Below are 1,333 nucleotides of genomic sequence, written 5' to 3'. Positions count from 1 at the left end.
TGTTGCCTTGTGTGTTGGTGTTATTGAGCTGTTGCATCAGAATCAGCAAGACCTTCAGCAAGAGCGCGTGCAAGTTGAAGCCAAAGAACAACTGTCTATCCTCCGCTCCAATTTGGAAGCGGTACTCATGGCTGATATTTACAAAGCCAGCACATTAGCGACGCTAATCACTTTGCTGCCAAATAGCGAAGAAGAGGAGCTAAGCATTGCCGCCGATCGTATTCTTAACAAAAGTAAGCACATCACGGTCATCGGTATTGCGGAAAATGATGTAATTAGCCATATATTCCCAACTAAAGGCAACGAGCGCGTCCTTGGTCTGGATTACCGTAAAGTACCAGCACAATGGGTACAAGTTCAAAAAGCCAAAGATATTCAAGAGATTTTCATCGCGGGGCCTGTGTCGCTTGTTCAAGGTGGGCGAGGGCTTATTGTACGCGTGCCAGTATTTCGAGACCCACCAATCAACAAAGAGTATTGGGGTGTGATCAGCGCTGTGGTGGATTTTGATGGTTTAATGCGAGAGACCGGCGTATTCGACTTCTCATACCATTATCCTTTGACGATACGCGGTTATGACAGCGGCGGCGAATATGGGGATATGTTCTTTGGTGATCCTAACCAAACGGGCAAATTGTACGCCAAAGAGCATGTGCACTTCCCTTACGGTGGCTGGAGCATGGCGGCCTACGCGGGTGGTCAGCTTGAGCAACAAATTTCGTGGTTTGAGCTGAACATCGTCAGAATCATTGGCTATCCCATTCTTATTGCACTGAGTATTGCGTTGATCGTGATTTACCGTTTGTACATCATCGCTGACGACCGTGCGCTGCATGATGAACTGACGCATTTGCCTAATCGCCGCTACTTTATGCAGTCATACAAGCAGCAGTTTGAAATCGCTAAGCGCTATAAAAAACGTTACAGCTTTGCGTTGATCAATATAGATCTAGACCGATTCAAACACATCCATGATACCTTCGGCCATGACGCGGGTGACAAGGTGTTGATTGCCACCGCAGAGCGCATCAAAAGCAGCTTACGACGTTCAGACATGGTCGCGCGAATGGGCGGTGACGAGTTTTTAGTGGTTGTACACAATTTGGGAATGGAAGAGCACGTGCAGAAGTTACTGCAAAAGCTCAGGTTGGCGTTGTGTTCGACGCCCGTTATCTATGACGAAGAGCTTATTTACCTACGCGTGAGCATTGGTTACGCCATCTTCGATCCGCAAATGACTTCTCCAGAACAAATGATGAAAATCGCCGACGAACGGATGTATCAACAAAAACACGGTGGATAAAAAAACAAAGCCCAGATTGGTTCTGGGCTT

Annotated in this window: 1 protein-coding gene; it reads left to right on the top strand. The window is 47.1% G+C overall.

Translation table 11 applies throughout. The features are described from left to right. Positions 1-7: 7 nt before the first annotated feature. Positions 8-1,303, top strand: coding sequence for a diguanylate cyclase (locus R7Q48_RS24245; protein WP_318132637.1), 1,296 nt, complete (start codon positions 8-10; stop codon positions 1,301-1,303). Positions 1,304-1,333 lie beyond the last annotated feature (30 nt).

The sequence above is a fragment of the Vibrio sp. 378 genome, from assembly GCF_033339435.1.
Note: the sequence above shows the minus strand (reverse complement) of the source record. Positions and strands in the feature narration are given on the sequence as shown.